General features: G+C 43.5%; 26 protein-coding genes and 1 tRNA gene. 6 read left to right on the top strand and 21 right to left on the bottom strand.

The features are described 5' to 3' along the window. Positions 1-3: 3 nt before the first annotated feature. From EO131_RS12315 to EO131_RS12230, 18 genes are all read right to left on the bottom strand, one after another. On the bottom strand, positions 4-495 hold the full coding sequence (locus EO131_RS12315; RefSeq protein ID WP_127022480.1) for a GNAT family N-acetyltransferase: 492 nt from the start codon (positions 493-495) through the stop codon (positions 4-6). Positions 496-505: 10 nt separating this feature from the next. Beyond that, positions 506-997, bottom strand: a complete 492-nt coding sequence (locus tag EO131_RS12310) for a DUF6428 family protein (protein WP_127022478.1) — start codon at positions 995-997, stop codon at positions 506-508. Positions 998-999: 2 nt separating this feature from the next. Then, positions 1,000-1,323, bottom strand: a complete 324-nt coding sequence (locus EO131_RS12305) for an ArsR/SmtB family transcription factor (RefSeq protein ID WP_127022475.1) — start codon at positions 1,321-1,323, stop codon at positions 1,000-1,002. Positions 1,324-1,412: 89 nt separating this feature from the next. Then, positions 1,413-1,799 (bottom strand): YtxH domain-containing protein, encoded by a 387-nt coding sequence (locus EO131_RS12300; protein ID WP_241243837.1) that lies wholly within the window; start codon positions 1,797-1,799, stop codon positions 1,413-1,415. A 52-nt stretch (positions 1,800-1,851) separates the two neighbouring features. Then, positions 1,852-2,238, bottom strand: coding sequence for a VOC family protein (locus EO131_RS12295; RefSeq protein ID WP_127022470.1), 387 nt, complete (start codon positions 2,236-2,238; stop codon positions 1,852-1,854). Further along, a complete protein-coding gene (locus EO131_RS12290) occupies positions 2,235-2,693 on the bottom strand; it encodes a DUF1801 domain-containing protein (RefSeq protein ID WP_127022467.1) in 459 nt (152 codons plus the stop codon). Before EO131_RS12290 ends, EO131_RS12295 begins: the two co-directional genes overlap by 4 nt. 7 nt (positions 2,694-2,700) lie before the next feature. Then, entirely contained in the window at positions 2,701-3,207 is a 507-nt protein-coding gene (locus tag EO131_RS12285; RefSeq protein ID WP_127022464.1) for a DUF4199 domain-containing protein, read from the bottom strand. Between the two features lie 99 nt (positions 3,208-3,306). Then, positions 3,307-3,723, bottom strand: coding sequence for a response regulator transcription factor (locus EO131_RS17350; protein WP_127022460.1), 417 nt, complete (start codon positions 3,721-3,723; stop codon positions 3,307-3,309). 8 nt (positions 3,724-3,731) lie between these two features. Further along, entirely contained in the window at positions 3,732-4,664 is a 933-nt protein-coding gene (locus EO131_RS12275; protein ID WP_127022456.1) for a 2-hydroxyacid dehydrogenase, read from the bottom strand. Between the two features lie 19 nt (positions 4,665-4,683). Continuing rightward, on the bottom strand, positions 4,684-5,049 hold the full coding sequence (locus tag EO131_RS12270) for a cupin domain-containing protein (RefSeq protein ID WP_127022453.1): 366 nt from the start codon (positions 5,047-5,049) through the stop codon (positions 4,684-4,686). Positions 5,050-5,061: 12 nt separating this feature from the next. Further along, a complete protein-coding gene (locus EO131_RS12265; RefSeq protein WP_127022450.1) occupies positions 5,062-5,421 on the bottom strand; it encodes a nuclear transport factor 2 family protein in 360 nt (119 codons plus the stop codon). A 15-nt stretch (positions 5,422-5,436) separates the two neighbouring features. Beyond that, positions 5,437-6,789, bottom strand: a complete 1,353-nt coding sequence (gene mgtE / locus EO131_RS12260) for a magnesium transporter (protein WP_127022447.1) — start codon at positions 6,787-6,789, stop codon at positions 5,437-5,439. Continuing rightward, positions 6,776-7,600, bottom strand: coding sequence for a 16S rRNA (adenine(1518)-N(6)/adenine(1519)-N(6))-dimethyltransferase RsmA (gene rsmA, locus EO131_RS12255; protein ID WP_127022961.1), 825 nt, complete (start codon positions 7,598-7,600; stop codon positions 6,776-6,778). Before rsmA ends, mgtE begins: the two co-directional genes overlap by 14 nt. Positions 7,601-7,665: 65 nt before the next feature. Further along, positions 7,666-7,974 (bottom strand): gamma-glutamylcyclotransferase family protein, encoded by a 309-nt coding sequence (locus tag EO131_RS12250; RefSeq protein WP_127022444.1) that lies wholly within the window; start codon positions 7,972-7,974, stop codon positions 7,666-7,668. A gap of 4 nt (positions 7,975-7,978) precedes the next feature. Then, positions 7,979-8,293, bottom strand: coding sequence for a DUF4286 family protein (locus EO131_RS12245; RefSeq protein WP_127022441.1), 315 nt, complete (start codon positions 8,291-8,293; stop codon positions 7,979-7,981). Between the two features lie 35 nt (positions 8,294-8,328). Then, positions 8,329-10,122, bottom strand: a complete 1,794-nt coding sequence (locus tag EO131_RS12240; RefSeq protein WP_127022958.1) for a tetratricopeptide repeat protein — start codon at positions 10,120-10,122, stop codon at positions 8,329-8,331. A 227-nt stretch (positions 10,123-10,349) separates the two neighbouring features. Then, positions 10,350-11,621 (bottom strand): serine--tRNA ligase, encoded by a 1,272-nt coding sequence (serS, locus tag EO131_RS12235; RefSeq protein ID WP_127022438.1) that lies wholly within the window; start codon positions 11,619-11,621, stop codon positions 10,350-10,352. A 127-nt stretch (positions 11,622-11,748) separates the two neighbouring features. Continuing rightward, the gene (locus EO131_RS12230) at positions 11,749-12,678 is read right to left on the bottom strand and encodes a bifunctional riboflavin kinase/FAD synthetase (protein ID WP_127022435.1); all 930 of its coding nucleotides are present in this window, start codon (positions 12,676-12,678) and stop codon (positions 11,749-11,751) included. A 55-nt stretch (positions 12,679-12,733) separates the two neighbouring features. On the opposite strand from EO131_RS12230, the gene EO131_RS12225 reads away from it, so the two are divergent. Further along, the gene (locus EO131_RS12225) at positions 12,734-16,507 is read left to right on the top strand and encodes a reprolysin-like metallopeptidase (RefSeq protein WP_127022432.1); all 3,774 of its coding nucleotides are present in this window, start codon (positions 12,734-12,736) and stop codon (positions 16,505-16,507) included. After that, complete coding sequence (locus EO131_RS12220) at positions 16,504-17,190, top strand: hypothetical protein (RefSeq protein ID WP_127022429.1); 687 nt, start codon at positions 16,504-16,506, stop codon at positions 17,188-17,190. The genes EO131_RS12225 and EO131_RS12220 overlap by 4 nt, the downstream gene beginning before the upstream one ends. 7 nt (positions 17,191-17,197) lie before the next feature. Here the strand turns inward: EO131_RS12220 and pth are convergent, their stop codons facing one another. The 3 genes from pth to EO131_RS12205 all read right to left on the bottom strand — a co-directional run bounded on the left by pth (position 17,198) and on the right by EO131_RS12205 (position 19,517). Then, entirely contained in the window at positions 17,198-17,827 is a 630-nt protein-coding gene (pth, locus tag EO131_RS12215; RefSeq protein WP_127022426.1) for an aminoacyl-tRNA hydrolase, read from the bottom strand. An 87-nt stretch (positions 17,828-17,914) separates the two neighbouring features. After that, a complete protein-coding gene (locus EO131_RS12210) occupies positions 17,915-18,556 on the bottom strand; it encodes a 50S ribosomal protein L25/general stress protein Ctc (RefSeq protein WP_127022423.1) in 642 nt (213 codons plus the stop codon). 19 nt (positions 18,557-18,575) lie between these two features. Then, the gene (locus tag EO131_RS12205) at positions 18,576-19,517 is read right to left on the bottom strand and encodes a ribose-phosphate pyrophosphokinase (protein ID WP_127022420.1); all 942 of its coding nucleotides are present in this window, start codon (positions 19,515-19,517) and stop codon (positions 18,576-18,578) included. Positions 19,518-19,675: 158 nt separating this feature from the next. Here EO131_RS12205 and EO131_RS12200 point away from each other — a divergent pair. From EO131_RS12200 to EO131_RS12185, 4 genes are all read left to right on the top strand, one after another. Continuing rightward, positions 19,676-19,757, top strand: a tRNA-Leu gene (locus tag EO131_RS12200). Between the two features lie 140 nt (positions 19,758-19,897). Next, positions 19,898-21,724, top strand: coding sequence for a sensor histidine kinase (locus EO131_RS12195; protein ID WP_127022417.1), 1,827 nt, complete (start codon positions 19,898-19,900; stop codon positions 21,722-21,724). 364 nt (positions 21,725-22,088) lie between these two features. Next, positions 22,089-23,363, top strand: a complete 1,275-nt coding sequence (locus EO131_RS12190; protein WP_127022414.1) for a ribonucleotide-diphosphate reductase subunit beta — start codon at positions 22,089-22,091, stop codon at positions 23,361-23,363. A 3-nt stretch (positions 23,364-23,366) separates the two neighbouring features. Then, a complete protein-coding gene (locus EO131_RS12185) occupies positions 23,367-25,157 on the top strand; it encodes a ribonucleoside-diphosphate reductase subunit alpha (protein ID WP_127022411.1) in 1,791 nt (596 codons plus the stop codon). Positions 25,158-25,365: the final 208 nt, after the last annotated feature.

The raw sequence follows: 25,365 nt of genomic DNA, 5'->3' as shown, positions 1-25,365 counted from the left end.
TGTTTAGTCGATTCCAACAATTTGGCTTCTTTTTTCAAATAGTAGGTTGTCCTTCCAAACTCCTTTGATTTTGCCGACGCGCTCCCTTTTACCGATGTAGCGGAAACCCACTTTTTCATGGAGTTTGATGCTACCCAGGTTTTCAGGGAAAATGCCGGATTGGAGTGTCCAGTAGCCTGCTTTTTCACTTTCCAAAATTAGGTGTTCCATCAGCAATTTTCCTACACCCTTTCCCCTGTTTTTTGTTGCAATATAAACACTTACTTCCGCCACACCGCCGTACACACATCGGCTCGAAACGGGAGATAAGGCCACCCACCCCAGTATCTCTCCTGCTTCCTCGGCCACAAATCGACAATGTGGCGTGTGGGCCTTGTCCCAATGGTCATAGGTTGGGGTGGAGGTTTCAAAAGTTGCAAATCCGGTGGCAATACCGTCGGCGTAGATTTGGGAAACCTGGCCCCAATCTGCCGAGTGCATATCACGAATCGTCATATGGATTGATTTAACAGCAGCCTGAACCAGGGGCACAACAGGGTTCCTGTTCCGTTGCGGCCTGTTTTTCAACGACACCGCAGGTTTCCTTGGCCTTGCAATCTGTTTTTTCCACGGAAAGTTTTAGGAGCAACTTCTTTTCATCCAGGGCGTAGTCATCTACAAATAGTTGGGCGGTATGAAAATCGGCATTGCTGTATTCAAACTTGATTTCCGCATCGGAAACCATCGGCTTGATCTTGTTCACCTTGTTTAGAATGCCCAAGGCTTTATAGGTAGACATGTAGTCCCTTTTGCCAATTTCTTTGGGGCTTTCCCAAAGTTGTACAATGGTCTCTTTCCAAAAATCGGTTCCGGCACCACAATCCACAGAATCGATAGTAATGTTCTTTACTTCGGTAATGTGGTAGTTGGCTCCGACCAATTGGTTGGGTGCATATTCAAAAAGTAAACTTTTGTCCTGGTGCTGTTGCAACAGGGATAGGAATTCGGCTGTTTTCATGGTTAACAACAATTACGGTTAATATTGGAAAAGAACGTGTGAAGGGTTTCTTGGATTTCCTTCCAACGTTCCTGGTCGATACAATAACAAAGGTTTTTGCCTTCAAAAGTGCCGTTGAGCAGGCCAATTTTTTTGATTTCGTTCAAGTGCTGTGATATGGTAGGCTGCGCCAATCCGATAATATCCACCAAGTCGGTACAGATACAGGCATCCTGTTTGCTGATGTATTCCAGAATGGCCACACGGGCAGGATGTGCCAGTACTTTGGCGATTCGAGCCAGCTCGTTTTGTTTGTCGGTGAACATATGTGTCTTCGTCAGTCCCATACTACGGTTTAATTATACATTGCAATATTACGATGAAGCAATGAAATAAAAAAGCCAGAAGTGTATTTTTTCTGACTTTTTGTGTTCTGTTATAGGCTTTTGAACCAGTTTTGGAAGGTTTCTCCAACCAAAAATACCGGCTTCCGGTTGCCGTTGATCGCCCCGATTAAGCTTATAATCCAAAGGATGGCACAAAATAGCCAACCCAAAAAGTTTAGTACTGGTATAAAAGAAATTACAAAAAGAATCAGGAATATCCCCAAAACTTGACGGATGTAAAAGGAACCCAGTTCCGTTTTGTTGCTACTGTTCATGATGATGGCTACGATCCATCCGATCAAAGTGATATGGGCAATAATGGCCACGGTCTTTCCGCTTTCCGGATTGCTGGGGTCAAATGCTTGCTTTACATCTTCTTTAAATTCTTTTGCTGCCTCTTCGGCTTTATCTCCGAAGTCTTTTTTTTCTTCTGACATGATATTTAATGTGTTGGTTAATGAAGATTAAATGTAGCAAATAAATCAATAGCTACTGGAAGGCTTTATCAACAGGCTCCCAGAGCTCTATTTTGTTTCCTTCCGGGTCCAAGATCCATCCGAATTTGCCATACTCGTATTCTTCCATTTCCCCCACAATGGTTACTCCTTCCTGTTTCAACGCTTCGAGCAGTTCCACCAAGTTCTCAACACGAAAGTTCATCATAAACTGTTTTTCACTGGGCGCAAAATAGGTGGTATCTTCCTTAAATGGGCTCCATTGGGTGGAACAGTCATTGCCTTCCTGGTCCTTCCACCAAAACGTACATCCGTAGGAGTCGGTATTCAATCCCAAATGATTTTTATACCACTTCTTTATGTTGTCGGAGTCTTGGGTCTTAAAGAAAAAGCCTCCCAGTCCTGTTACTCTTTTTTTCATGCTTTTTTAATGTTTTGTTCATAGATGTCGATCCAATCCTGTGGGCCGATTTTTTGACACAATTCCCCGATCAGTCCATAAGGAATGTTTTGTGTGTTCTTGAATCGGATACAACTTTTGCCCATATCCAATTTGGTCTTTACATGCTTGGGGTATTCTTTCACGAACCAATCCAACACGTCTGGGTTAGCATACATACCCATATGGTACAAAGCCACGAAGTTTTTCTGTGAGGCAATGTTGATGAAGGGCAAAGGCAGTTTGGGGTCGCAATGGTACCCATCCGGATATCGGGAATGGGGCACTACATACCCGATCATTTTATAGTTGATGCATTCTTCAAAACCATCGGGTAGGTTCTTTTTTATGGTTTCGCGAAGTTTGGAAACAGCTTCTTTTCTGTCCTCGGGCAGTTGGGCGATATAATCGTCCGGTGATTGTGCGTCAATGGTCATAACGGAACTATTTGCGTTGTAGAATTAAGGAAGAAATCAAGGTGATAATAAACCCGACCAAGAATACCGTCATTGCCATAAAAGCGAACGAAAGCAATGGGTTGGAAAACTGGGCTTTTTGGGACTCCAGTTCGGCCAATTTTACCCGCAACTCATCGGGTGGCAAAGTGCCTTTCATGTTTTCGGCAATTTCAGCATAGTATTGATCCATAAAACCGGGATTCAATACTTCGGTATAAAACACATCCAACAAACCGAAAACAAAGGCAGTGATTAGCGTAATCATCAACCCGATTGCCAAGGCTTGTTTAAAACTTACCTTTCCGGCATTTTCCTTATCCCTAAAATGTCGAATCCCGAAAAACACGAAGCTCAATGAAACCACAATGGAAACATAGCCCAAAACTTCCTGTACCGGAAGTGAAAGCGTGCCCAGTACATACCAGCTGAAAATAAATAGCACACAGATGGTAATGGCGCCATAGGCTCCATATCTTAAAATTGATTTTTTCATGATCTATTAATTAAATGGTTGATTCAAACCTAGCTCAAACCAGTATTTTGGCACTCATACTAAAGTACCAAAAAGTGTTGATCAACGATAATAACCAAATTAATTGGATAGTAAGTGGAGTGTTTTTGCCTTTTGGATAGCTTGGGTGCGCCGCTTGGCGTCCAACTTGACCAACAAATTGGATACATGGGTTTTGATGGTGCTTTCCGAAACAAATAGCGAATCGGCAATTTCCTTGTTCGACATTCCTTTGGAAAGATGGACCAAAACCTCGTATTCCCGATTACTGATACCGAGTTGGGTGATCATGTTGTGATCAATCTCTGTTTTGGCATTGGGTTGTTTTCCGGCTTGCCTTTTATTGATGTAAAGACCGACGAAAAAAAAGACCAAGGCAATGGCTCCCAAAACCAGTTCCACCGCTATGTTCCCCGATAGATAGGAATAAGTGCTGAATTTAAAAAGTAAAAGGATGGCAATGGTCAGTGCCGAAAAAACAAGGACGGTCTTTTTCACCCTTAAAATTAGCAAAATCTTTCTTTCACCTTGTCCACTATGGTTTGTGCCAGTTTCACCTTGCTTTCCTCGGTCCAACCGGCCACATGGGGGGTCAACAATACGTTTTTGGCTTTTCTAAGGTATTTGAAGGCCTTTGGTTTTTGGACGAACATGTTCTCGAAGGATTTTTTCTCGTACTCCAACACATCGAGACCGGCACCCAATATTTTTCCTGATTTTAGGGCAGCCACCAAATCTTCGGTGACCACACATTTCCCACGGGCGGTGTTTAACAACCAAAAGGGTTTATGGAAGGCATTGATGAATTCGGTGTTTACCATGCCTTCGGTTTTTTCGGTCTGGGGCACGTGCAGGCTTACTACATCCGACTTTTGTTGGAATTCCATGATCCCGACTTGGCGGGCATTTTCGTCCCCAACACCTCCTACAATGTCGTAGCAGATTACTTCCACATCAAAACCACGCAATTTTTTGGCAAACGCCTTTCCCATGTTACCATAACCGATGATACCCACTGTACGTCCGTCCAATTCGACACCTCGGTTGCCTTCACGGTCCCATTTGCCTTTTTTGACCTCACGGTTGGCCTTGCACATTTTGTTCATCACCGACAACAACATCCCCAAGGTGTGTTCCCCAACTGCATTTCGGTTGCCTTCTGGTGCCGAGGCAAGAAAAATTCCTTTTTGTCTGGCGTAGTTAACATCAATATTTTCAAGTCCGGCACCCACACGGCCGATGAACTTTAAGTTGGTGGCTTTGTCCAAAAATTGTTGATCAATGGTAAACCGGCTGCGAATCACAATGCCATCGTACAAATGGATTTTTTGTTCCACAGCTTCTTTTGTTGAAGAATAGTCTTCGTGATTTTCAAATCCGAGCGCCGCAAACTGTTCCAACAGAAGCGGATGGTTGGTGTCAAGATGGAGAACTTTCATGGGGTCAAATATACAACTCCTAGATTTTTGGATAATGGGTCTGGGTCTTTTCGTGCTGCACATTTCCGGTATGGGCCGTGGACAGTTTTTCGAACAGCAGCACATGCACCTCTTCCCCGTTTTTGGTCATGGGGTTGTGTTCCACACCTTTGGGCACCACAATGATCTCCCCTTCATTTACTTCTTCGGTGCGATCCCTGAATTGCATGTACAAGGTACCCTTGAGCACTTGAAAAAGCTCATCTTCATGTTCATGGGCATGCCACACAAATTCCCCCTGCAGTTTGGCCAGGAGCACCTGCATATCGTCCACAACGGCTATTTGGTGTGGATGCCATTGTTGGGTAAACTCGGCGTGTTTTTGTTTGAGGTTGATGGGTTTCATTAAGGTGAAGGTTTAGTTCGTAGGGATAGGCAAGTTGTGTATTTTCAAAAAGGAAAGCTTGTCCCAGTAACCTCTTTGAAATTTGATTTTTCCATCAACAATATGAAAAAAACCACAACCTCGAAGGCCCAGCGAGTCCTTCCATTCCAGAATGGCCCATGCTCCATCTTCAAAGATATTCTCCACAATGCATACCATATCGGCTGCAGTAAATTCCTTTTTGAACATTTCGTGAATGGCTTTTTTTCCAACAACGGGTTCATTGGCCACCTGATGGTTCACGGCATCATCATGATAAAATTCAGCCATGGCATCGGCATCTGCCATATTGAAGACTTTTATCCACTTTTCCACTAATTGCTTTGGTGTCATTTGCCGCTGGTTTTTTTAAATCCCCAATATCAATTTGGCGATGGTAAAATAAATCAGGATGCCAAAGATGTCGTTGCTTGTGGTGATAAAGGGTCCGGTGGCAATGGCGGGATCGATGTTTCTTTTATGCAGGAACAAGGGGATGAAGGTACCGATGAGTCCGGCCACCACGATCACGATTACCAAGGAAAGAGAAATGGCAATGGCGGTACTCAAGGTTCCTTTCCAAAACCATGTAAAAAATAAAAGCAAAACGGCCAGAATCAATCCGTTGAGCAGTGCCAACAACATTTCCTTCACCAATCGGCTACTGATGCTGCCCTTAAGATCATCGTTCGCCAAACCTTGCACCATAATGGCACTGGACTGTACACCAACGTTCCCGGCCATGGCCGCAATTAGGGGTGTAAAGAAGAACAAAACATAGTGTTTGGATAGCATTTCTTCAAAGTTGCCCATGATGGCTGCCGCACCCAGTCCTCCAAATAGCCCCAGAATGAGCCAAGGCAATCGAGCCTTTGTCAATATCCAAATACTATCGTCCGCTTCCACATCTTGGGAAATACCTGCAGCCAATTGATAATCTTTATCAGCTTCTTCCCGGATTACGTCCACAATATCATCAATGGTGATACGGCCTACCAATCGGCCGATCTCATCCACAACGGGGATGGCCTCCAAATCGTATTTGGACATGATCTTGGCCACTTCTTCCCCTTTTTCGTTCACGTTTACCGAATCCACTTTGGGGATGTACACATCTTTGATGTTGGTTTTGGTTGAGGTCGTCAATAGGTCTTTCAAAGACAACCTTCCCTTGAGCCTACCTTCATCATCCACCACATAAATGGAATGCACGCGCGTCACGTTTTCGGCTTGTGCTCGCATCTCCTTTACGCAGGTGAGCACGTTCCAGTTTTCGTTCACCTTTACCAATTCCTTGGCCATAAGACCCCCTGCGGTATCCTCATCATAGCGCAACAGGTCCACAATATGCTTGGCGTGTTCCCGGTCCTCGATTTCGGAAATGACCTCTTGGATGATCTCTTTGGGCAGCTCGTTGATGATGTCGGCCGCGTCATCCGTATCCAATTCCTCCAGCTCGCTGGCAATTTCCTTGGCGGTCAGGTTGCTCAATACGGCCTCCCGAATATCCTCGTGCATTTCGGCAAGGATATCGGACGTTTTTTCGCTGTCCAGTAACTTAATCAGGTAGGTGGCTTCCTCAACTTCCAACTCATCGGCAATCTCGGCAATGTCCGCATAGTGGAACTCCGACATCATGGTCTGAAGTTCGGCATTTCGGTTTTCCGCTATCAGTACCTTGATTTCCTCTAAAAGTTCGTCTGTGAGTTTAAACGGGGTCATTCGCTATCTTCTGGGTCAACGTTACAAAATCTGCCACACTCAGCTGTTCCGGGCGTTGGTCAAAGATAGTATCTTCTTTTAGATTATCGGAAAGATTAAAGGTTTTAAGGCTGTTGCGAAGCGTCTTCCGTCTTTGATTGAAAGCTGTTTTTACCACATTGAAGAACAAACGTTCATCGCAGGGAAGATGGATGTCCGCTTTTCGGATGAGGCGCAAAACACCTGAGTCCACCTTTGGTGGGGGATCAAATACAGTGGGCGGCACCGTAAAAAGGTATTCGGCCTCATAAAAGGCCTGTACCAATACGGAAAGGATACCATAGGTTTTGCTACCCGGTTTTTCACAAATGCGCTGGGCCACCTCTTTCTGGAACATCCCGGAGAATTCGGGAATCTGTTTGCGCATTTCCAGCATTTTAAAAACTATCTGGCTCGAAATATTGTAGGGGAAGTTTCCGGTGATGGCAAATTGCTCTTCGCCATACAGTTGGGTAAGGTCATATTTTAAAAAGTCGGCCTCGATGACCTGCAATCGGTCGGTATTCTTCAACAAATCTGAATGCTCCAAAGGAAAGCTGTGATTCAGGTACACGATGGATTCCGAATCCAAGTCCATGGCCACCAAATCCAAATCCCGTTGTAACAGGTATTTGGTGAGTACCCCCATACCCGGTCCAATTTCCACAACATGCTGGTACCCTTCCAAAGAAAGTGTATCCGCAATTTTCTGGGCAATGGTCTCATCTTTCAAGAAATGCTGCCCCAAATGCTTTTTGGCCTTTACAGCACCTTCAACCTGTTCGTTGGCCATTTTTTTGGGTTTGCCATGGAAGGCTTTCTGTCTTTTTTTCTTGGACACGGGTGTTTTTTTACAAGTTACTTGGAATTTTCGACATACACCCAAGCTGTTCCACCGGACTCCAAAGGGAATTTTTTCCGTTTATAGGCACTGGTTTCGTAAATGTCAGCTTTCTTCAGGTCGCCTTCGGTAACTTTATACACTTGCCCGTTCACCTTATCTTGGTAATTGTTGGTTTGTAGTACCAAGGGGTAACGACCGTAAATGGCATTTTCCATTTTTTTGAAACCGAGAAGTGCATCTGGCATGCCTTTCAAGAAACGGCCAAAGATATATTCCTGCACTTGAGGGTCCTGAAGGGTGCCATAGGTAAAAAGGTATTCCAAACTATTAGGGAATTTGTTGGCTGATCACTTCCAATTCCGTTCGAAAAGCCACAAACTTGTTCGGAAAATGCTTCTGGGCATCGGCGCGAAGTCGGTCCGCATCCTCTTTGTAATAGGCCTCCAATGTTTTGCGGTCTTGGGTAGTGTATTGAATGGAGTAGGTGATGCCCGCCTCTTCCTCGACCAATACCTTCACCATTTTGGCATGGGAAAATTTGCCGGTGTCCAGCATGTCCGGGATGTGTTTGTCGCGCATCCATTCGAGCCATTTGTCATGGACACTTTCATCAATATTGATGGTAACATTGTAAATGAGCATACCCTTGGTTTTGATGGGATAAATGTAGCGAACAATTAGTTAATGGCATCGCCCCGCAACCGCCTAAAATTAGTACGGGCCTGAGGAAAATAGTAACTGTCCTGATAGTTGTAGATGATCTTTTCGTAATGGCTTTTCGCTTTTTCGGGTTGATTGAGGATGTTTCGGTACAATTCGCCCAGTGCAAAATGGGCATCGTCGGCCAAAATGCCATCGGCATAGAATTCTACAATTTTTTGATAATTGAATTCGGCACTTTCATACTCCTTTTGCTCTTCCAACAATTGGGCTTGCTTCAACAGGGCCTCGTCCTCGATTTTTTCCCCTTTATGGTTTTGAAGGATGTCCTCCAATTCGGCTATGGCCTGCTGGTTTTTGTTTTGGTAGGCCAATAGGTCGGCCCTTGCATATTTTTTGAGTGCGGTTTGGGTGGAATCTTCCAGGGAATTGTCCGAAATGAGCAGACTCAATTGCATGGCATCGTTGGCGATGAGTTGGGAGGTAGATCCCCGAAGCACTTTCAACTGGGTAAGCGCCCAATCGAAATCGCCTTTATAAAAACTGGTCTGCGCCACTTTAAATCGTGCATCCTGTCCGAGGACATCATTTTTTAAAGCCTTTTGGACTTGGGTAAATAGGATTAGGGCCTCGTTAAAACGCTGGTCGAAGACCAAAATATCGCCCAAGGCCAATTTTACATAGGCCAATGCCATGCGACCCATCGGCAATTCCAAGCTTTCCTTGAGCATTTTTATGGCGGGTTCGGGCTGTTCCTTTTTAAATGTTAGAAAATTGGCATAGGCAATTTGAAGTTGTAGGGTCTGGCTTTGATTGCCATATTCGGCAACAAGATCTTCAAACTGTTTTTCAACGGCATCCAGAACTTTTGGTGTCGGGTTTTCCAGTTCAATGTCGATCAGGTGGAGTTGGGCATTCAACTTGGACCTTGGTTCTTCGCTGTTGTCCACAATGTATTGGAAGATATCGGTCGCACTTTCAAAATCCTTATCGTCCAGTGCGATTTGTCCCAAATTTTCCAAGCGGTCGGTGTTTATGCCCTCGGCCCGTTTGTAAATGGCTTTTTCTTGATTGAAGGCACTGCTGTATTGTTTTTGCTGCACAAACAGCCAACTCAGGAGTTCGTTCCACAGTAGGTCTGCGTTTTTTTGTGCGTTTTTCAACAATACCTTTCGAAGCAATACATTGTTTTCATTGTTTGGGTCTTCGGAAATAAAATCGTCGATGTTCCGCAATACATTGGAGCGGGATGTTCTGCCTTCCCAAATGAGGTTGAGGTAGGATTGGTACATTTTTTCAATTTCGCCCTGTTCCCCATAAATGCGGGCCAATTGAAAATCATAGTTGAGATCCGGTTTTAGCTCCATTGCCCTTTTGAAGGCCCGTATGGCATAATCCAAAACGGCATATTGCTGGAATCGGTAGCCCACACTGTACCCAAAATTGGGATTGTCCTCGATTTTTTCTATGGCCTTTTCATAAAACTCCGTTGCCTTTTCGGGATGGTTCTGTAAGGTATGGTTATAGCCCAATTCAATATAAAATGTTGGGAACGCATAGCTTTCATTGAGCTTTTCCAAAAGAAAGTTTTCGGCCTCGTCATACCTTTCCAATTGCTGGTAACAGGCCACCAACCCCTCGGCATAATCGGTACGACGGGGATTGGCTTCCACCAATTTTTCATAAAAGACAACAGCTTTCTCAAAATCCCCATCATTGAAGTATTGCTTGGCCAAAAAATCTTCTTGGGCCAATGCCGAAAACTGGTAGAGGAGGAACGATATCAGAAATAAAAAATAGCGCAATAGCATATTTGTTGGTAGCAATAAATAAGAGCGTTTTGTCATTTCGAACGTAGTGAGAAATCTCATATTAAATTAAAGGTTGTGAGATTCCTCGTCGCTTTGCTCTGTCGGAATGACCAATTGTTCTTAAAAAAATGAATGCTATGAATTTCAATCCACAATGTTTCATTTCAAATATAACGCAGAAAAGTGCGGGATTCTGTTAAGTGAATCCAAATTATGGAGTAAGCGACCTAATCGATCAGCTCAAAACCGCAATAGGGTACCAAAACCTCTGGTATTTGGATACCTGCCTCGGTTTGGTAATTTTCCAAAATACCAGCCAAAACTCGTGGTAGCGCCAAAGAGCTTCCGTTCAAAGTGTGGGCCAATTGCATTTTGCCATTTTCATCCTTATAGCGCAATTTGAGGCGGTTGGCCTGGAAGGTCTCAAAATTGGAAACCGAACTGATCTCCAACCAACGGTCCTGGGCCGTGGAAAATACCTCAAAATCATAGGTGAGTGCAGAGGTAAAGCCCAAATCCCCACCACACAATCGAAGAATGCGATAGGGCAATTTCAATTCCCGAAGTATGCCTTTCACGTGATCTACCATTTCATCGAGTGCTTGGTAGGAGTTGTTGGGGTGTTCCATGCGAACAATTTCCACCTTGTCGAATTGATGGAGACGGTTCAGTCCACGGACATGGGCCCCATAGCTTCCGGCCTCTCTTCTAAAACAGGGTGTGTAGCCAGTATACTTAATGGGAAAATCACTTTCAGCCAATATATCGTCCCGGTGCAAATTGGTCACGGGAACTTCAGCAGTCGGAATCAGGTAAAGATCATCTGCGGTCACGTGGTACATTTGCCCTTCCTTGTCCGGCAATTGCCCTGTGCCGTAACCTGAGGCTTCGTTCACCATGTGGGGTACCTGCATTTCGGTATAGCCCGCTTCGGTGTTCTTGTCCAAAAAGTAGGAGATTAGGGCGCGTTGCAATCGTGCACCTTTACCTTTGTAAACGGGGAAACCGGCCCCGGTGATCTTCACACCCAGTTCAAAATCGATGATATCGTATTTTTTTGCCAGCTCCCAATGGGGTAGTGCACCTTCAAACAGGGTTGGTATATTTCCTTCCCGGAACACTTCTTCGTTGTCTGCATCCGAATTCCCGGCAGGTACCAATGCATTGGGCACATTGGGGATAAGATACAGTTGCTCTTGAAGGGCCTCGGCTGTTTCGTTCAAGGCATCCCCCAATTGTTTTGAAGTTTCCTTGAGACCTGCTGTTTTTTCTTTCAACACGTTGGCTTCTTGGGCCTTCCCGGTTTTGAAAAGGATTCCAATTACTTTGGAGATTTTATTGGATTCGGCCAGCGTAGCATCCAATTCGGTTTGTATGGAACGGCGTTTTTCATCCAGTTCCAGCACTTTGGCAATCATTGGGCCAGCATCGATGTTTCGCTTTTTTAAAGCGGTAATGATGGTTTCCTTGTTTTCCCGAATGGTATGTAATTGAAGCATAGCCTTGTTTTGAGCGGCAAATTTAATTTAATCTGAACAAGTGCCCAACTATTCTTGTTGTGTAATTTGGATTCGAAATCCATGAAAATAATCGGACATGGGTAATTTTTGATAACAGGTGTATCTGTTATTTTGAAATCAGACCCAGGGAGTGGTCTTTGTCCTTCTTGAGTTGTTCCTTCAATTCCTCCACCGAATTGAATTTGAACTCGTCGCGTATTCGGTGCAATAATTGCACCTGGATCTTTTCACCGTACAGATTGCCATCAAAATCGAAAAAGTTGATTTCAATGCTTTTATCTGTGCCGTCCACGGTTGGATTGTACCCAATGTTCATCATGCCAAAGTAATCCTTACCATCTATTTCACTTTTCACAACATAGGCACCGGTTTTTGGAATGAGTTTATAGGCTTCCTCAATATGCAGGTTGGCCGTGGGAAAACCGAATTTTTTGCCCAACCCTTTTCCTTTTTTAATGGTTCCGGTCAACATGTAATTGTAGCCCAAATAGCTATTGGCCGTCTCAATGTCGCCTTCTTTCAAGGCGGATCGGATCTTGGTTGAACTCACGGAGACATCGTCAATTTCTTGGGCCGAAATCTCTTCCACTTCAAAATCGAGGGCGTTGCCAAAAGTGATCAGATCTTGGATGTTGGCATTTCGGTTGCGTCCAAAACGATGATCATAACCGATGATCACTTTTTTCACCTTTAGACTGTTCACCAAGATGTCCCGCACAAATTCGGTGGCAGAAAGTCTGGAAAATTCCTTGGTAAAAGGGTGTACGATCAAATAATCGAGGCCAAGGGTTTCCAGGATCTGTTTTTTCTCTTCCAGGGTGTTCAACAGCTTAATGTCCACATCTTTTTGCAAAACCATGCGCGGATGTGGAAAGAAGGTGAGCACCGTTGATTTTAGATGGGTGTTTTTGGCATTATTTATGAGGCGTTCCAATATCTTACGGTGTCCAATGTGCACGCCATCAAACGTGCCAATGGTGATTACTGTTTGAAAGGGAAGGTCTTTAAAATGAGAGATGTTATGGATTGTTTCCAACGGCTCAAGAAATAAAAAAGGCTTACATTTGAATCTGTACTATGCCCAAATATGTATGAAAGCTAAATTACACCTTGTTTTTTCAATAACCATATTTTTTAGTTGCTTTTGCATTTACGGGCAACAAGCTTATTGGAAGCCAATTGGTAAACAATCCAACTTTAAAAGCAGTTCCATCAATGACATTTCCAAGGCCAGAGCGGTATTTTCGTTGGATGTAAACAACTTTCAACGGGAAATGAGGTCTGTTTCCACTTCAAAAGGGGGTGGAAAGGTGGTCTATTTGCCCGATGCTGATGGCAAAATTAATGCTTTTACGCTTTGGGAAACGCCGGTTATGCACCCGGATCTGGCCAAAAAATATCCAAATATCAAATCCTACACGGGTGTTAGTTCCGATGGAAAATATAGGGTGAAATTGAGCAGTTCGCACAAGGGTTTGGAAAGTATGGTGGTGAACCTACAGGACCAAAAACAAACTTTCATGGAACCATTGAGCAATAAATTGGGGGGATATGTGCTTTATGAAAAAGGTGCGGGAACAACAGCGAAGGACAATTTTGTTTGTGAAACGGAAAAGGCGGTCTTGGCTACTTCAAAAACCATTGCTCCCTTGGTGGATGACCAAATGTTGCGGAAGTTTCGAATAGCGGTTTCGGCAACGGGTGAATATACCGTTGGCAAAGGTGGTACTGTGGAAGATGCCTTGGCTGGAATCAATGCTACTATAACGAGGATCAATGAAGTTTTTGAATCTGATTTGGGAGTTACCTTAGAGCTTATTGCGAACAACGACCTGATAATTTTTACAGATCCCGAAACCGATCCGTACGATACAAGTCTCAATTCCCAAGTTCAAGCCACCTTGACATCCACTATTGGAGAGGCAAATTATGATGTGGGGCACCTTTTTCATCAAGTGGCCACAGCAAATTTGAACAATGGTAATGCAGGATTTATTGGAGCGGTCTGTGTCGATGGCCGAAAAGGCAGTGCATTTTCTGCGTCCTCCACACCCCAGGGAGACACCTTTGATTTGGATTACGTGGCGCACGAATTGGGCCATCAATTTGGGGCCAACCACACCTGGTCGTTCGAATCGGAAGGTACGGGTGTACAGGCAGAACCCGCTAGCGGCACTACCATTATGGGCTATGCAGGTATTGTTGGGGATAATGATGTAGCGCCCAATGGAGATGGATATTACCATTTCAATAGTATTTTACAGATATCCAATTATCTTCAAACAGTTTCTTGTGCCCAAACTACGGCATTGACCAATTCACCTCCCTTACTTACTCCAGTAGGTGATTATGTAATTCCTTTGGGAACCGCATTTGTCTTGGAAGGGATTGCCTCAGATCCAGATGTTGGAGATGTTTTGACCTATACTTGGGAACAAATCGACAACGGGGTAGTAACTTTTGCCACCTTTGGACCAACAAATCCAAGCGGAGCAAATTTTCGATCAATGCCGCCAAACGCGGATCCCAAACGGTATTTTCCAAGGTTATCCGAGGTCGCACTGGGCAATCTGACCCAGACCAACCCAACAGAAGGTGATGCTTGGGAAACGGTTTCTGAAATTGAGCGAAACCTCAATTTCGCATTCACGGTTCGTGACAATGCTCCAGGTGGTGGACAGGTGGTTTCCGACCTCCTCAATGTAAAGGTGGTTAAAGCTGCGGGACCTTTCGTGGTTACATCCCAAACGGCTAATGAAATTTATCAAGCGGGTTCCGTTCAAGAAATTACTTGGGATGTGGCCAATACCAATTTGGCACCCGTTGATGCACAAACGGTGGATATTTTTCTCTCATTGGATGGCGGATTGAGTTTTCCCTTGACCTTGGCTCAGAATGTGCTCAACGATGGTTCGGCAACAGTGTTATTACCTGGAAACGTTTCCAATAGTGCTAGGGTTATGGTAAAAGCCAGCGATAATGTTTTCTTTGCAGTAAACTCCACAAATTTTTCCATTGAACCATCGGAAGTGGTGTTAAGCTTTCAAAACTTGGATTTTGAAGTTTGTCAGCCCAACGATCTTGTGTTGCCTTTTGTCTATCAAACCTTTGCTGGGTTTAATGAGAATGCGGTTTTTTCTGCGGATGTGCCAGCCGGTTTGGTTGCGACCTTTTCCCCAACAAACGCCACAGCGGATGCCACACCAGTGGATTTAACCTTGTCGAACACCAACGGGGTTGTCCCTGGGATTTATGATATTACGGTAACCGCAACCACTGCGTCCGTTGTAAAAAGTATAGTATTGTCCGTTAGCATTCTTGATGGGAATTTTTCTGATGTAACCTTGTTGACCCCTTCCGATTCAGAAAGCCTGGTTTCATTGGACACGGAATTGACTTGGCTAGAGAACCCCTTTTATGATAGCTATGAATTGGAAATAGCCACGGACATTGGTTTTACCACTATTGTTGAATCAGCATCCATACCCTTTAACCATTATAAGGCGACGAACCTTCAACAGCAAACAGAATACTTTTGGAGAGTTCGCCCAAGCAATGGTTGTGGAACCGGAACATTTGGGACACCGTTCAGTTTTACGACCACCCCGATCGATTGTAAGAACAGACAAGCAAATGATTTGCCTTTATTCATCTCCTCCACGGGTACTCCAACAGTAACTACATCGGTGGTTTATTTGGAGGATCTTCCTTTGTCAGATGTGAACGTGAATCTGCAGCTCAACCACTCTTATTTGGAGGATTTAATCGTGACCCTCATTTCTCCTGCAGGTACTAGGGTAACCCTTATTGCCAATACTTGTGGAGATTTGGATAATATTGATGCGGTATTTGATGATGATGGAGATCCCATAGTCTGTTCCGGAAGCCCTGCGATTTCGGGTAACATAACTCCTTTGGGTTCCCTGTCCTCTTTAAGGGGGGAATCCATATTAGGTGAATGGATTTTGGAGATACAGGATACAGCTAGTAGCGATGGAGGGTCACTTGTTGGTTTTTCCTTGGATATTTGTGTTGAGGGTATTTTTAGGCCCGATGCGGATGGTGATGGCGTATTTGATGATGGTAACGACCTATGTCTGGGAACCCCTAAAGGAGTGGAAGTAGATACCAATGGTTGTGCAGTTTATCGATTTGCATCCAATAATTTTACCATTGAAATAGATAGTGAGACCTGCCGAAGCAGCAATAATGGGTCGATTAATGTTACGGCATTGGATACCTCCCTTACTTACACGGGTGTACTTACAGGAAATGGCAGTAATGTTTCACAAGATTTTACCAATACTTTTTCCTTTGAAAACCTAACGGCAGGAAATTATACACTCTGTTTAACGGGAACCAACGGTAGCGTTACGTATGAAGAAGTATGTTTTGGCTTGGTCATAGTTCAGCCGGATGTTCTCGACATTGGTGCAATAGTGGAAGCGGGGGTTCTTAACCTCGATTTGAAAGGGGCAACTTTTTATAATGTGGAATTAAATGGTCTTGTTACCCAAACGGAATCCAGTTCCATTCAAATACCCTTAAAGGAAGGGGTCAATACCCTACGGGTATTTTCAAATTTACCCTGTCAGGGTGTTGTTGAAAAAACTGTTTTCTATTCATCACGTCCAAGATTGTCGCCCAATCCTGTGTATACCACAACGGAAATCTACTTGGGAGGGTATGATGGTTCTGTGGGGGTTGAAATTTTTACGGCCAATGGTCGGTTGATAACCAAATATGTGAGATCGGTGAACGGCAATAATTTGGTGCTGGACCTTTCGGCGCTGCGAAATGGTGTCTATTATTTGGGGATAGAAAAGAATGGGGTAAGAGAAACCTTTAAATTTATTAAACGATGATGCGGAAATTGTTCTTCAGTGCAATTGTAATGGTATTGTTGATGTCTTGCGGTGGAGACAAAACCCCACCAGCTCCCAAGGCTGCCCTATTGGTTTTTCCAGAGGAGAACTCTGAATGCACAACGGGGACAAGTATAGGGGAAACTTTGAGTCAAGTAACGTTTAGGTGGAACGCGGCCAACAATACCGATAGATACACTTTGTCCGTCATAAATTTGAATACGAATGCCCCACAGAATGTTTCAACTTCTGCTACATCGGCCAGTCTTACTATAGCAAAAGGTGCACCTTTCTCGTGGACAGTGACATCGAGAAACAATGAATCGGATGAGGTCGCTGTCAGTGAAACATGGCTTTTCTATAATGCAGGAGGGGAGACCACCTATGCACCTTTTCCTGCTCAGTTGGTAAGCCCAGAATCAGGATCAACAGTTCAAAAAAACATTGCAAATGAAGTGTTGTTGGAGTGGACAGGTGCCGATGTGGACGATGATCTTGCTTCGTTTGAGGTGTTCTTTTCAACCTCAAATCCGCCCACAACTTCTATTGGAACCACAGGTGCCAATACAGGACAGATTTCAGCGAGTGTGGTTTCCGGGACCATCTATTATTGGAAAGTAATCAGTACCGATACGGAAGGGAATACATCGGAATCGAGTGTTTTCGATTTCAGGGTTTATTAGGAAATCCCTATTTGCCGTTGTATTGGTTCATGGTGTTTTTAATTCCGGCAAATACAAAGGAGCGTATGATGTCTGCAGATTTTTTCAACCGTTCCGGTAGCGCCTTTTGTTCCTCATCGTTCCAAGTTCCCAAAACGTAGTCCACTTGCCTTCCCTTACCAAAGTCGGCCCCGACACCAAATCTAAATCGGTTGTATTGGCTGGTCTGGAGAGTATTTTGCACATCTTTTAGGCCGTTATGGCCACCATCGCTTCCTTTGGTCTTCACCCGCAAGGTGCCAAAAGGTAAATTAATGTCATCGGTAATGATCAACACGTTGTCCAAGGCAATATTTTCCTTTTCCATCCAATATTTAACAGCTTTGCCGCTAAGGTTCATATAGGTGGATGGCTTAAGGCATAGAACACTTTTACCCTTGTGCTTAAAAGATCCCACGGCGCCCAATTTGGCCGATTCAAAAGTAAACTGTTCCTCTTCACATAAGTGGTCCAAAACCTTGAACCCAATGTTGTGCCGGGTTTCTTCATAATCAGGGCCAATGTTGCCAAGGCCCACCACCAAGAATTTTTTCATGCGGTCCTTTTCTTGAAGTATTTGTTTTGGTTTACCAAAAATAGTATTGATGAATTTGAACATCAGTAGGGTGTGTTGGCTAAAAATACAAAAGCATCCCAAATTTTGATGAAACAAAAATAGGGATGCTTTATATTATTTGGTGTCGGACTATTCCGCAGCAGCTTCTGGTGCTTCGGCAGTCTCGGCGGCCTCACCTCCTTCTGCACCTTCCTCTTCTTCATCCTCCATGTCATCGGCAACGGAAGTTCTGGAAGCTTTCACCTGAACGATAGCGGTGCTATCTGGGTGCAAGATGGTATAGTTGTCGTTCAAAATGGTTTCAACCGCAATGGTTCCACCAATACGAAGCTTGGAAATGTCCACGGTAATGAAATCCGGAAGCAATTCTGGCAATGCCTTTACAGCCAGTTTGCGCTTACGGAACAACAATCTACCACCGTTTCGTACACCGGGAGAGTTTCCTTCCAAATGAACAGGGATATCCATGGTAACTGGCTTGTCCTTGAACAATTGGTAGAAATCCACGTGAAGGATTTTATCGGTTACTGGGTGAAATTGGATATCCTGCAATACAGCTTCCAATTTTTCGCCGTTTTCCAACTCAATCACAGCTGTGTGTGCGTTTGGAGTGTACACCAAATCTTTAAATTCAAACTCATCTGCTGAAAAGTGAATTGGTTTTTCCCCTCCGTAAAGCACGCAAGGGACCTTTCCAGCATTACGTAGGGCCTTGGTAGCTACCTTGCCCACGCTTTCTCTTTGGGATCCTTTGATTGTAATTGACTTCATTGTTATATATTAAATTGATTTACATTAAAAATTTTGAGGATATCGATGTGTTGTGGTGCACGCGGTGCATCACATCGGCGAACAGGTCGGCACAGGACAATATCCTTATTTTATTTTGATTGTGGTCGATCGGAATGGAATCGGTTATGATCAATTCCGTCAACATGGATTTTTCAATTCTTTCGTATGCATTTCCGGACAACAGGCCGTGGGTTGTAACGGCACGAACGCTCACAGCTCCTCTCTCCATCATCAAATCGGCCGCTTTGGTCAAGGTTCCGGCTGTATCTACCATATCATCCACCAAAACCACATTTTTTCCTTCCACATCACCGATCAGTTCCATATGGGAAATTACATTGGCCTTGGCGCGTTGCTTGTAACAGATCACCACGTCGCATTCCAAAGCTTTTGAATAGGCATAGGCCCTTTTGGAACCGCCCATATCGGGGGATGCAATGCAAAGGTTGTCCAGATTCAAGCTCTTTAGGTAAGGCAAGAAAAGGGTAGAAGCAAACAGGTGATCAACGGGTTTTTCAAAAAAGCCTTGGATCTGGTCGGCATGCAAATCCATGGTGATGATCCTGGTGGCTCCTGCGGTTTCCAACATCTTGGCCACCAATTTGGCGGCGATGGGAACACGCGGTTTGTCCTTTCTATCTTGTCGGGCCCAGCCGAAATAGGGCATAACAGCAGTGATATGTCGTGCGGAAGCCCTTTTGGCGGCATCGAGCATCAACAACATTTCCATCAAGTTTTCCGAGCTCGGATGGGTAGAGCCGATGATAAAAATCCGGGCCCCACGAATGGATTCCTCGAACGAAGGCTGGAACTCTCCGTCACTATAACGGGAGAACAGCACCTTCCCCAACTCCGCGCCGTACGAAGCCGCTATTTTCTCGGCGAGCGCTGTACTTTGTGAGCAGGCAAAAATTTTGGGTTCGGGAACTTGATAGGCCATTGCAATCTCTTGTTAACTAGCTTTTTAAATCACCATTTTCTAAGGAGGTGCAAATTTAAAAATTAATTCGGGTTGCTAAAGTATAAATCGAAGTATTTTTTGATTGGAAATAAAAATATTTTGTTAGCTTTGCAGTCGCATTTTGAAAATGCCATGATGCCTTGGTGGCGGAATTGGTAGACGCGCTGGATTCAAAATCCAGTGTCTTCGGACGTGTGGGTTCGATTCCCACCCAAGGTACAAAAAGGCCGAGATTAAATCTCGGCCTTTTTTAATTTCAAGACCGACCATTTTCTAGTCCGCTTTTTATATCTTTAAGCTACACCGTTCCTACTCAATATTTGCCAGATTTGTTTGCTTTTTACCATAAAAAGATAGTTTTGATTTTGTTCTCGGTCCTGTTGGTGGCCAATGTTTTGAGCGCACAGAACGGCACTTTGGAAGCAGGCATTGAACATGTTGTTCCATTTAAGCTTTTTAAGACCAAGAAAGATACTCTTAAGGCCCAAACACTTTCACGGATAGACTATCATAATATTGAAAAGTTCGGAAAAACCGACCCAACATACATCTATTTGGCTCAACTGGACTTTGAGGGATTTGAGCCCTTAATTAAAAGGGATGACAATGATTGGGTCTTGAACATTGGATATTTGAACAGGGCGAATCTTTTTTATTGGAATGGAGGAGCTTTTGACTCCATAACAATGGGTAGTTTTGAGTTGAACTCGAATTTTACGGGAAAATTTTCATTTGGAGGTGAGCAACTGATCGATGGCCGTTATTTATATCTAAAATTCTCAAAACTGAACAGTCGACAAAACTTAGAGAAAGGGCAATTTGTTTTCTATGGCCAAGGATTGGAAAATTACCGAGAGGAACATATCAGTAAATTGTCAGCGAAGACTATTTCTTATGGCTATTTGCTCTGGGGCGCTGTTTTTGTTGGGGTGGTAATAAGTTTGATTTTTTACAGAACGTACAGGCAGCCAGAGTATATTTATTATTCTTTATATGCTGTTTCACTGGCCATTTTTCTTGGCAGGAATGGATTAGGTTGGTATGAAAAGTATATTGGAAATTTTTCCTTTTCTACATTTCTGTTGAACAATACTTTTGAGCTATTGGCAGGCCTTTTCTATGTTTTGTTCGAGAAATATTTTTTGGATACCCAAAAGCAATATCCACTTTTGGACAAGGCCATAAATGTTTCGATTGCAATCTTCATTGTGTGGTTGGTGGTGGACACTTCAGTCATTTTAATGGGGAAATATCACCTGCACTTTGTTTTGTTGGATATCAGGGCGTTGTTGCTTTCTGTTTTGGTGCTTTTTGGGGTTATCTACTTGCTTGTCAATTTAAGGAATCAACTGAATTGGTTTATTATAACAGGATCAATCATTTTTGCCCTGGGTTCTTTGTTGGTGTATGTCAGTGGTGATGGCAACTATCTTCGATTGGCAGCGGTTGCGGAGATTACCGTGTTCTCATTGGGTCTGGGATATAAGGTACGTGTCGAGAACAGGGAAAAGATAAGTATAGAACGTGAAATTTCCGTAACTTATCTAAGGCTCCTTCGTTCTCAACTCAATCCACATTTTGTTTTTAATGCTCTAGGGTCGATACAACATTTGATCATTCGTGGCGAACAGTCCTATGCCATATATTATCTGAGCAATTTCAGCAAACTTATGCGGTATGTGCTCGAGAGTTCTAATCAACAAAACGTGCTTCTTTCCGAGGAGATATCCTTTTTGGAAAAATATGTGTTATTGGAGTCGCTCCGATTTGATATGGAGTTTAATTTTTCCATCGAAACAGATGATTCCCTTGTACCTGAAATGGTCGAAGTTCCTCTGCTTTTGATTCAACCCTTCGTTGAAAATGCCATAGTACATGGATTGTTGCCCAAAAAAAATGGGGAATGTTATTTGAAAATTCACTTCAAAATGGTCGATAGCGAAATCTTGCAATGTGTGGTCGATGATAATGGAATTGGTCGAATGGAAAGTCAAGCTCAAAAAGTTGGCCGCCGGAGTCACAAGTCATCTGGAATATCCATTGTGGAAAAACGACTTAATGCCCTAAGACAGGCCGGAGATCAAAGGCAAACTGTGATAATCGAGGACAAGTTCGATATGGAAGGTAATTCAATGGGGACCAAGGTGACATTGAATTTATTTTTGAATTCCATCAGTAATTTCTAATGAATAAAGGGTTGGCATCCACTGCCTGTTTTTTAAGTTTATTGACGCTCTCCATGAAAAGTATTATGATTTTTAGAGCTGATTTTTGATTCTTGTACTTCTTAAAAAATAAAATTAGCCTTGATTTTTTGCTCCCCGATTGTTTTTGTTAATAACCATGTGGATAAAGAATTTTGGAAAGTGACACCTGTCAGATTTTTTCCGAGCCCTTGATTTTACGTTTGTTCCCATGATTTTTTTTGCCCTCAAAAAATGAATGTTGATAAAAGTGTTGAGAACCTAAAAGGGGCAATGTAAAATCAATGTAAAGAAAATAGGAATTTTACAATCGAGCTTAGTAATACAACTCCAAACCGTTTTTCTCATGCACATTATTCATATCACTAAAAGGGATTTTAGTACACAAACTTTTGACCTTAACAAGATTACAAATGCCATTTTGAAGGCCATGACCGCCGTGGAACATGGTCAGATCAGTGACGCGCAGGCCATAGCCCAAGGCGTGGAAAAAGTATTGTTGGAACGAAAGAGCCAGGATGAACATTATGTGCCCACTGTGGAGGAGGTACAGGATGTGGTGGAGAACGAATTGATGAACAGCGAGTTCCATGATGTGGCCAAGGCCTACATCATTTATAGGAACAAAAGGGCCCAAATGCGCCAAACCGACATCTTCGAAAAGCGCATCAACCTTAAGCCTTACGAGTATCCCCAGTTGTATGAATATGTTCCGGCCATCCGTCATTCGTATTGGATCCATACCGAGTTCAATTTCACCAGTGACATCCAGGATTTTAAATCGGGATTGTCCGATGTGGAACGCAGTGTCATAAAAAATACCATGTTGGCCATCTCCCAAATAGAAGTGGCCGTTAAAACCTTTTGGGGCGATATTTATCAGCGTATGCCGAAACCAGAAATCGGTTCGGTGGGCGCCACATTTGCCGAAAGTGAGGTAAGGCACCACGATGCGTATTCGCATTTGCTGGAAATTTTGGGATTAAACCAAGAGTTCGAAAACCTGAAGAAAAAACCCGTGATCATGAAACGGGTCCAGTATTTGGAAACCGCACTTAAAAACGCCAAGAGTGACAATAATAAGGAGTATGCAGAGTCCATTCTGCTATTCTCCCTCTTCATTGAGCATGTTTCCCTGTTCTCCCAATTTTTGATCATTATGGCCTTCAATAAGTACAAAAATGTATTGAAGGGAATTTCCAATGTGGTGGAAGCCACTTCCAAAGAAGAGCAGATTCATGGTGATTTCGGAATCGATGTCATCAATATTATTAAAAAAGAACATCCAGAGTGGTTTGGCGGGGATTACAATGAGACCATCCAAGACATATGTGAAAAGGCTTTTGATGCTGAAAGCAAAATCGTGGATTGGATCTTTGAGGAAGGCGAACTGGATTTCCTTCCAAAAGCAGTGGTGAACGAGTTTATCAAAAATCGCTTCAACAATTCATTGGAGAGCATCGGAATTTCAAAAATTTTCGATGTGGATGAAAAACTTTTGGCCGAGACCGAATGGTTCGACGACGAGATCATTGGAACAAAACACGGAGACTTTTTTGTAAAAAGATCCATCAACTATAGCAAGAGAACACAAAGTATAACCAGCGACGACCTTTTTTAAATTATGGAGCAAAAAACCAACACCCCCCACGTAACCGACCAAAAACAAGACAAGACCCAAGACCTCATCAACGCCAGAAAAGATGCCCTTGCCAAAATTAAGGCCAAGGAAGAAAGTGGCGGATTTGAATGGTTGAACGAATATAGCCGCCAATTTTTGGCATCGGGCTATTTGACCGAAGGTGTAACGCCTGAACAACGTATTCGGGAGATTGCCGAAAGGGCAGAGCAGATTTTGGACATACCAGGTTATGCGGACAAGTTCTATAATTACATGTCTGAGGGCTATTTCTCGCTGGCGTCACCTGTTTGGTCCAACTTTGGGAAAAGGCGTGGGTTGCCAATTAGCTGTTTTGGTTCCCACATCGATGATGATATGGGGAATATCCTTTTCACCCAATCGGAAGTGGGCATGATGTCCAAATTGGGTGGGGGTACCTCTGGGTATTTTGGTAAGATCCGCCATCGTGGAGCACCGGTAAAAAACAATGGCCAGGCATCGGGTGCGGTACATATTATGCAGTTGTTCGAATCCATGGTCGATGTGGTTAGCCAAGGATCGGTGCGTCGCGGACGATTTTCTCCTTATTTGCCTATAGACCATAACGACATTATGGAGTTTTTGGAAATCGGGACCGAAGGAAATCCCATCCAACAGCTTACCCATGGCGTAACGGTGACCAACAAGTGGATGCAAGAAATGATTGCAGGCGACGAGGACAAACGTACCGTGTGGGCCAAAGTATTGCAGCGACGCGGTGAAATGGGCTACCCTTATGTTTTCTTTACCGATAACGCCAATAACGGAAAAGCGGATGTATATAAAGACAAAGGGCACCAGATACATGCTAGTAACCTTTGTACAGAGATAATGTTGCCAAGCAACGACAATTGGTCCTTTGTTTGTGTGTTGTCCAGTATCAACGTACTTCACTACGATAAATGGAAAAATACCGATGCGGTCGAGACGATGGTCCATTTCTTGGATGCCGTGATCACCGAATTTGTTGAAAAGTTGGAAGCTTATCGTGATTCTTCCGATAGAGATGATAGACAGACCTTCCTATTTATGGAAAGGGCCTACAATTTTGCCAAGGATAACCGAGCTTTGGGATTGGGAGTCTTGGGATGGCATTCTTTGTTGCAATCCAAGCGATTGGCTTTTGACAGTCAAGAGGCCTATAACTTGAACAGTGAGATTTTTAAGGAAATCAAGGAACGTTCCTATAAGGCATCTGAACAATTGGCCGAACGTTTTGGCGAACCTGCGGTGTTGAAAGGCTATGGTAGACGAAATGCTACCTTGAACGCCATTGCACCAACAACCTCCTCTGCCTTTATTTTGGGTCAGGTTTCTCAAGGAATCGAGCCGATTTGGTCCAACTGTTACGTGAAAGATATCGCCAAGATCAAGGTGACCATCAAAAATCCATATTTGATGGATCTATTGGAAGAAAAGGGGCAGAACACCACAGAAGTATGGAGAAGCATCCGCGATATGGACGGTTCCGTACAGCACTTGGATTTCTTGACTGAGGAAGAAAAAGCGGTGTTCAAAACCTATTCAGAGTTGGATCAAATGGACATTATTTACCAAGCAGCCAACAGACAAAACCATATTGATCAAGGGCAATCGGTAAACATTATCGTTCACCCGGAAATGCCAACAAAGGAGATCAATAAAATCCATGTTACTGCATGGAAACTGGGTCTAAAATCCCTGTACTACCAACACAGTATGAACGCGGCCCAAAAATTCAAACAGAAAAAAGAGTGCACTAGCTGCGAGGCATAGTAATACATTTTATCTAGCACAAAAGGGAGGCTTCCAAATTTGGAAGCCTCCCTTTTTTATTTTGGCAGCCATAAAGGTGGAAAATTTGCCCAAAAGAACGCTAGTGTTTTAAAATATCTTAGGAAATCAACATTCCCTGTTAAGGAATATTTCACGCTGAATTTTTACATTTTAACAGTTTCTTACGAAAATCGAATATTGTTATATT

The sequence above is a fragment of the Flagellimonas beolgyonensis genome, from assembly GCF_003992615.1.
GTDB classification, from domain to species: Bacteria; Bacteroidota; Bacteroidia; order Flavobacteriales; family Flavobacteriaceae; genus Flagellimonas; species Flagellimonas beolgyonensis.
The sequence above is the reverse complement of the archived record's forward strand: the minus strand, read 5'-3'. Positions and strand labels throughout refer to the sequence as shown.

Bases quoted from the DNA above. Each gene is read 5' to 3' on its own strand.
- EO131_RS12315 (WP_127022480.1), bottom strand. From the start codon at position 495: ATGACGATTCGTGATATGCACTCGGCAGATTGGGGCCAGGTTTCCCAA.
- EO131_RS12310 (WP_127022478.1), bottom strand. From the start codon at position 997: ATGAAAACAGCCGAATTCCTATCCCTGTTGCAACAGCACCAGGACAAA.
- EO131_RS12305 (WP_127022475.1), bottom strand. From the start codon at position 1,323: ATGGGACTGACGAAGACACATATGTTCACCGACAAACAAAACGAGCTG.
- EO131_RS12300 (WP_241243837.1), bottom strand. From the start codon at position 1,799: ATGTCAGAAGAAAAAAAAGACTTCGGAGATAAAGCCGAAGAGGCAGCA.
- EO131_RS12295 (WP_127022470.1), bottom strand. From the start codon at position 2,238: ATGAAAAAAAGAGTAACAGGACTGGGAGGCTTTTTCTTTAAGACCCAA.
- EO131_RS12290 (WP_127022467.1), bottom strand. From the start codon at position 2,693: ATGACCATTGACGCACAATCACCGGACGATTATATCGCCCAACTGCCC.
- EO131_RS12285 (WP_127022464.1), bottom strand. From the start codon at position 3,207: ATGAAAAAATCAATTTTAAGATATGGAGCCTATGGCGCCATTACCATC.
- EO131_RS12275 (WP_127022456.1), bottom strand. From the start codon at position 4,664: ATGAAAGTTCTCCATCTTGACACCAACCATCCGCTTCTGTTGGAACAG.
- EO131_RS12270 (WP_127022453.1), bottom strand. From the start codon at position 5,049: ATGAAACCCATCAACCTCAAACAAAAACACGCCGAGTTTACCCAACAA.
- EO131_RS12265 (WP_127022450.1), bottom strand. From the start codon at position 5,421: ATGACACCAAAGCAATTAGTGGAAAAGTGGATAAAAGTCTTCAATATG.
- mgtE (WP_127022447.1), bottom strand. From the start codon at position 6,789: ATGACCCCGTTTAAACTCACAGACGAACTTTTAGAGGAAATCAAGGTA.
- rsmA (WP_127022961.1), bottom strand. From the start codon at position 7,600: ATGGCCAACGAACAGGTTGAAGGTGCTGTAAAGGCCAAAAAGCATTTG.
- EO131_RS12245 (WP_127022441.1), bottom strand. From the start codon at position 8,293: ATGCTCATTTACAATGTTACCATCAATATTGATGAAAGTGTCCATGAC.
- EO131_RS12240 (WP_127022958.1), bottom strand. From the start codon at position 10,122: ATGCTATTGCGCTATTTTTTATTTCTGATATCGTTCCTCCTCTACCAG.
- serS (WP_127022438.1), bottom strand. From the start codon at position 11,621: ATGCTTCAATTACATACCATTCGGGAAAACAAGGAAACCATCATTACC.
- EO131_RS12225 (WP_127022432.1), top strand. From the start codon at position 12,734: ATGAAAGCTAAATTACACCTTGTTTTTTCAATAACCATATTTTTTAGT.
- EO131_RS12220 (WP_127022429.1), top strand. From the start codon at position 16,504: ATGATGCGGAAATTGTTCTTCAGTGCAATTGTAATGGTATTGTTGATG.
- pth (WP_127022426.1), bottom strand. From the start codon at position 17,827: ATGTTCAAATTCATCAATACTATTTTTGGTAAACCAAAACAAATACTT.
- EO131_RS12210 (WP_127022423.1), bottom strand. From the start codon at position 18,556: ATGAAGTCAATTACAATCAAAGGATCCCAAAGAGAAAGCGTGGGCAAG.
- EO131_RS12205 (WP_127022420.1), bottom strand. From the start codon at position 19,517: ATGGCCTATCAAGTTCCCGAACCCAAAATTTTTGCCTGCTCACAAAGT.
- EO131_RS12190 (WP_127022414.1), top strand. From the start codon at position 22,089: ATGCACATTATTCATATCACTAAAAGGGATTTTAGTACACAAACTTTT.
- EO131_RS12185 (WP_127022411.1), top strand. From the start codon at position 23,367: ATGGAGCAAAAAACCAACACCCCCCACGTAACCGACCAAAAACAAGAC.